General features: G+C 68.9%; 4 protein-coding genes. 1 reads left to right on the forward strand and 3 read right to left on the reverse strand.

All coding sequences use genetic code 11. The features are described from left to right. The 3 genes from OOT08_RS07035 to OOT08_RS07045 all read right to left on the reverse strand — a co-directional run. The coding region (locus tag OOT08_RS07035) for an Ig-like domain-containing protein (protein WP_325091886.1) at positions 1-2,307 on the reverse strand (2,307 nt) is incomplete at its 3' end. A gap of 468 nt (positions 2,308-2,775) precedes the next feature. Next, positions 2,776-3,939, reverse strand: a complete 1,164-nt coding sequence (locus tag OOT08_RS07040; RefSeq protein WP_325091887.1) for an acyl-CoA dehydrogenase family protein — start codon at positions 3,937-3,939, stop codon at positions 2,776-2,778. 35 nt (positions 3,940-3,974) lie between these two features. Continuing rightward, a complete protein-coding gene (locus tag OOT08_RS07045) occupies positions 3,975-5,207 on the reverse strand; it encodes a CaiB/BaiF CoA transferase family protein (protein ID WP_325091888.1) in 1,233 nt (410 codons plus the stop codon). Positions 5,208-5,319: 112 nt separating this feature from the next. Here OOT08_RS07045 and OOT08_RS07050 point away from each other — a divergent pair. Next, the coding region (locus tag OOT08_RS07050) for a PucR family transcriptional regulator ligand-binding domain-containing protein (RefSeq protein ID WP_325091889.1) at positions 5,320-5,575 on the forward strand (256 nt) is incomplete at its 3' end.

Below are 5,575 nucleotides of genomic sequence, written 5' to 3' on the forward strand. Positions count from 1 at the left end.
AACCGGGTTTTTGTTCGCGTCGAGAACGGTCGCGGTCGCCGTGTGCGACTGCTTCCCGTCAGCGACCTTGTCCCCGCCGGAGACCCGCAGGGAGCTCGTGCCCTTCTTGCCCACGGACGGGTCACCGGCGACAAAGGACACCGTGCCCGGACTCTTCCTCAGGCTCGTGCCGTTCACCGTGGCCGACACCTTCACGTTCCCGGCCGTGACCGAGGTCACCGTGACCGTCGCGACGCCCTGCGCGTTCGTCTTCACGTTCGTCGCACTCAGCGAGGCACCCGAGTTCCCGGGAACCGCGAACTGAACCGTCGCCCCCGCAACCGGCCGTTTCTTGGCGTCCAGAACTGTGGCGGTCGCGGTGTGCGCCTGCTTGCCGTCAGCGACCTTGTCCCCGCCCGAAACGGTCAGGGAGCTTTTCCCCTTTTTCCCGACGGAGGGGTCACCCGTCTTGGCCACAAACGACAGCTGCACGGGGCTGTTCTTCAGCGCGGTACTGCCAACCGTCGCCGACACCGGCACCTTCCCGGCCCGAGCGGAGGTCACCGAAACGGTCGCAACTCCCTGCGGGTCCGTTGTGACGACCGCGTGGCTGAGGGACGCACCCGACGCCGCTGGCACGGAGAAATGCACCTCCGTCGCGCCGACCGGGTTCTTGTTCGCGTCCAGCACCGTCGCGGTCACGGTGTGCCGAGCGGAGCCGTCCGCGAACTGGTCGCCCGTCGTCGCGGAGAGTCGGCTCTGCCCCTTGGCCCCCAGCGACGGTTTCCCGGCGACGAAGGTGACCTCGCTCGGGCTGTTCCGCAGGGTGCTGTTCCCCAGCTGTGCGGTCACGGCGGTGGTTCCGGCGACCGTCGAGGTGGCGGTCACCGTGGCCTTGCCCTCGGCGTTCGTCGTCGCGAAGGAGCTGTTCAGCTTCGCGGTTGCCCGGGGCGGAAGCGAGAAATCGACCCGGAGGCCCGGAACCGGGTTCCCCTGCGCATCGACCACGGTAGCCGTGGCGCTGTGCTGCTCCACGCCGTCGGCGACTCGCGTGCCCTCGCTCACCGCGAGCGAACTCTTCCCGTGTTCGCCGACGGAGGGGGACCCCGGCCCGAAGCTCACGCGTGCGGGGCTCCCCGCGACCGGGTTTCCGTTGATGAGGGCTTCCAACTCGTGGGTCCCGGCGACGGTGCTCGTAATGGCGACCTTTGCTATCCCCTCGATGTTCGTCGTGACGGGCATTGTTGGCAGCTTCAGCTCCGGGGCGCCGCGGAAAACGACGTCGACGCCGCTCATCGGCTCCCCCGCCTGGTTCTCGACGGACACCCGTGCGGTGTGAGCATCCGTGCCATCCGCAACGCGGATCCCCGGGTCCACGGAGAGCACCGCATCCGCGACCTGCTCAGCGACGGGAACGGTGAACCTCACCGTGGCCTCGCGAATATCGCCCGCTTTCCCGACGGTCTTCAGCCCTGAGGTAGTGAAGGGCTTCGGCGAGTTCATCGAGTTGTTCTCGAAATTCGACGGCAGGAAACTCCGGATGGAATACTCACCGGGCGGGGTGCCCGCGGGGAGTGTCCCGTTCACCGTGAGCTGGATCGTGCCGTTCTTTCCGCCGTCCCAGTTCTGCTGGACGACGTTGCCCGGCAGAATGTCGGTCGAGGGGAGGCAGCGGACGTTTGCGTTGGCCGGGGAGGGCGCGCAACTCGCGGAGACCTCGTCGAGGGTGGCTCCGATCTCGCTGATGATTCGACTGTGACCCGGCGCGCTCTTCGAGCCGATCGTGGTGTTGGAGAAGTTCTTCGCGACCAAGACGAAAGACACGGTCTCGCCCGGGGAAACCTCACCCAGGTGAATCTCGGGGACCCCTCCCGGCGATGCGTCCGGAGAGACCCGGAGAGCGGTCTGGAGAACTGTGGTCTTGCCCCAGAGGAGACGGGGGCTGGGAGATCCGGGGTCGTTGTCCGTGTCAACAGGTTCTTCTGCGGCGGGCACGCCTCCGGAGGGTTCGGATCCGGTGTTCGAGTCGGTGGGCTCCGCCCCCTCCCCCTCGGCGGGGCCATCCTCGCCCTGCTCCGACGCTGGGTCCTGCGCGGGGCTGACGTCCTCGAGCGTTGTTCCCTCCTGGCCCGCCGGGGGTGGCTCCCCGGCGAAGGCGGCCTGAGCCGAAACCATCAGGGACAGCGGGGCGGCAAGCAACACAATGACGAGCCGGGAGACCCAGGGGCGGAGCCGCTTCGGCAGCATCCGGGGGTGGGTGTTTTCGGGGGGCGGGCGCAGCCGCATACCGCGGGGCGCAGCGTGTTCAGTGGTCTTGTTCTGGGCCATGTCTTTCATCCGTCCGAGCAACGGAACCACGAGCCCCCAGCGCCGGCGTTGATCGCCAGTTCTCGCCTGCGCAGCTCACACGCAGGTATCGGTGTTCGGCGAAAAGCTAACACGGCAGAAAAGCGCTAGGCAGATAAGGAACAAAACGGGAGCCCCAGCGCGCATCGCGCGGCCGGGGTCGCTGAGGCCCGGAACGGGGTGATTTTGGCGCAGCGCCCCCGAAAACCGGGGTGGATGATCGTTCGGCCGTCCTCAGCCGAACCGGGCGGAATCCCGCCTCTTTCTATGGAGATCGAAAATATCGCCGGAAAAACAGATGGTCGCGGAACACCCGGCTCGGCCGGGAACGCTCGCGCTCCCCCCGGGACCTGACACGGCCGCGCGAGTCCCCCCGGTTACGGGCAGACCGTGTCAGGTCACGGCGGGGCCGGGAGGCGCGCTGCGGCGCCGCCCGGCTCAGCGGTGCGGTTAGGCGAAGGCGGCGATGCCGGTGAGCTCGCGACCGATCACGAGGGCGTGGATCTCGTCCGTGCCCTCGTAGGTGCGGACGGACTCGAGGTTCGCCATGTGGCGCATCACCGGGAAGTCGTTGGTGATGCCGTCGCCGCCCAGGATGGAGCGGGCGACCGAGGCGATCTGGATCGCCTCGCGCACGTTGTTGAGCTTGCCGACGGAGATCTGGCCGTGGGTCAGCTTGCCCGCGTCCTTCAGCCGCCCCAGGTGCAGGGCGACGAGGAGGCCCTTCTGGTACTCGAGGAAGCAGTCGGCGAGCTTGGCCTGGATGATCTGCTTGCCGCCGATCGGGGTGCCGAAGACCTCGCGGGTCTGCGAGCGCTCGACGGCCACCTCGAGGCAGTCGCGGGCGGCGCCCATGACGCCCCAGGCGATGCCGTAGCGCGCCTCGTTCAGGCACTTGAAGGGGGAGCCCAGGCCGCGGGACTCGGGCAGGATCGCGGTCGCGGGCAGGCGCACGTCCACGAGGTCGATCTCGCACTGCAGCGAGGCCCGCATGGAGAGCTTGTTCTCGATTGCCGTGGCGGTGAACCCGGGGGTGTTCGTGGGCACGACGAAGCCGCGCACGATGCCCTCCTCGTCCTTGGCCCAGATGACCGCGACGTCGGCCTCGGTGGCGAGCCCGATCCAGCGCTTCTTTCCGTTGATGACCCACTCGTCGCCCTCGCGCTTGGCGGTGGTGATCATCGTGCTCGGGTCGGATCCGCCCTGGGGCTCGGTGAGACCGAAGCACCCGATGGCCTCGCCGGCGGCCATCCGGGGCAGCCACTCGTTCTTCTGCTCCTCAGAGCCGAACTTGTAGATCGCGCCCATCGCGAGCGAGCCCTGCACGGAGAGCACGGTACGGAAGCCGGAGTCAACAGCCTCGAACTCCATGGCGACAAGGCCGTAGGCGACCGAGGAGGCCCCGGCCATGCCGTAGCCCTGCATGTACATCCCGTAGAACCCGGCCTTGCCCACCTCGGCGATGAGCTCCTTGCGAAGACGCTTGTCCTCGAAGTCCTGCTCGATGGTCGGCTTGATCTTCGTCTGGGCAAACTCGCGGGCCTTGCGCTGCCACTCGCGCTCTTCCTCGGTGACGTAGTCGGCGACGTTGAACAGGGTATCGATGGTGGTCATCTTGTCTCCTTCGTGCTGGGTGCTGCGTTGATGCTTCAGGGGTGTCGCGTTTCCGCGGCGGGGCTGCGGCGGGCGGGCTCACGCCAGTCCGCGCCGTCGTGTTCGCCGAGCTCGGGCGGGGCGCTCGAGTACCGGGCAGGGGTTCGGGACAGGTCGATGGGATTGGCCACGGTGCGGATGACCGCGGTCGTCCCCGCCACGTCGCGTTCCGTCTCGGCGACGGGGTTGAGCCCCAGGGATTCGGCAAGTGCCAACGCCTGGCCGACGGTGTTTACCTGCCCCGCGGGCACGAGCTGCGCGCCGAGGAGCGGGAGCCAGTGCGCGGCGGGCTGCGCGGTGAGCCGCTGCTCCAGCTCGGCCTTCAGCTCCTCGCGGTGCGCCACCCGGGTCTCGTTGTCCACGAAACGGGCGTCGGTGGCCAGCTCCGGGGCCCCCAGCACGGCGACGAGCTTGCCGAACTGGGTGTCGGTGCCGACGGCGAGCGCGATGGGCTGGTCCGCGGTCGCGAACGTGGAATAGGGGGCGATGCTCGGGTGCGCGTTGCCGAGCAGGCCGGGAGACGTCCCCGTCTCCAGGGTGCTGGAGGCCTGGTTGACGAGCGCGGAGAGCAGGGAGCTGAGCAGGTTGACGCGGACGTGCTGGCCGAGCCCGGTCGCGCCGGACCCCGCGTCGAGGTCGCGGGCCCGCAGGGCGGCCTGGATGCCGATGACCGCGTTCATCCCCGTGATCACATCGACGAGCGCGACGCCGACCTTCGTGGGCTCGGAGTCCGGCTGCCCGGTGATGGACATGAGCCCGCCGACGGCCTGCACGAGCAGGTCGTAGCCGGGGAGCGCGGCGCCCGCTTCCTCGCCGAAGCCGGAGATCGAGCAGTAGACCACGCCGGGGTTTGCGGCCGCGACGGCCTCGTAGCCGAGCCCGAAGCGCTCCATCGTGCCGGGGCGGAAGTTCTGGATGACGACGTCGGCGCTCTCGGCGAGGCGGCGGGCCGTGGCCAGGCCCTCCTCGGCACGGAGGTCGCAGACGACGGAGCGTTTGTTCCGGTTCGCGCCCGCGTAGTAGGTGGACTGTCCGGCCGCGTTGACCGGGGGCTTCCACTGCCGGGTGCCGTCGCCCTCTGGGCCCTCGATCTTGATGACGTCGGCGCCGAGGTCGGCCAGGAGCATCGTGGCATAGGGGCCGGCGAGCACGCGGGAGAAGTCCGCGACGCGCACGCCGCTGAGGGGTCCGCTGCTGGCTTCGGGGTGGTCCGCGGGGGAGGTGCTCAACGTTGGGCCTTTCGCTCGGGGGTTCCTGGCGCTTTCAGGCTACCCCGGAGCGTCGCCGGGCGACGGCCATCTTTGCACAATCCTAGGTATCTGAATGTGCAAGGATGTCAGCATGGCTCGTCTCTCCGATCTTTTAGCCGCGCCGGGTCTCAGCCTGCGTCTCGTGATGCAGGGCGCTGAGGACCCGGAGATCACCTGGGCCGCGACGACGGAACTGGTGGATCTCTCCCCCTACCTGGAGGGCGGCGAGGTCGTGCTCACGACGGGGCTGGCCTTAACCGGCGACGACCCGCGCTGGCTCGATGTGGCCTCGGGGCTGAGCCGGGCCCGGGCCGCGGCGATCGGTTTCGCGGTCGGGGTGAACCACC

This window comes from Leucobacter sp. M11, assembly GCF_035726885.1.
GTDB lineage: Bacteria > Actinomycetota > Actinomycetes > Actinomycetales > Microbacteriaceae > JAPFRB01.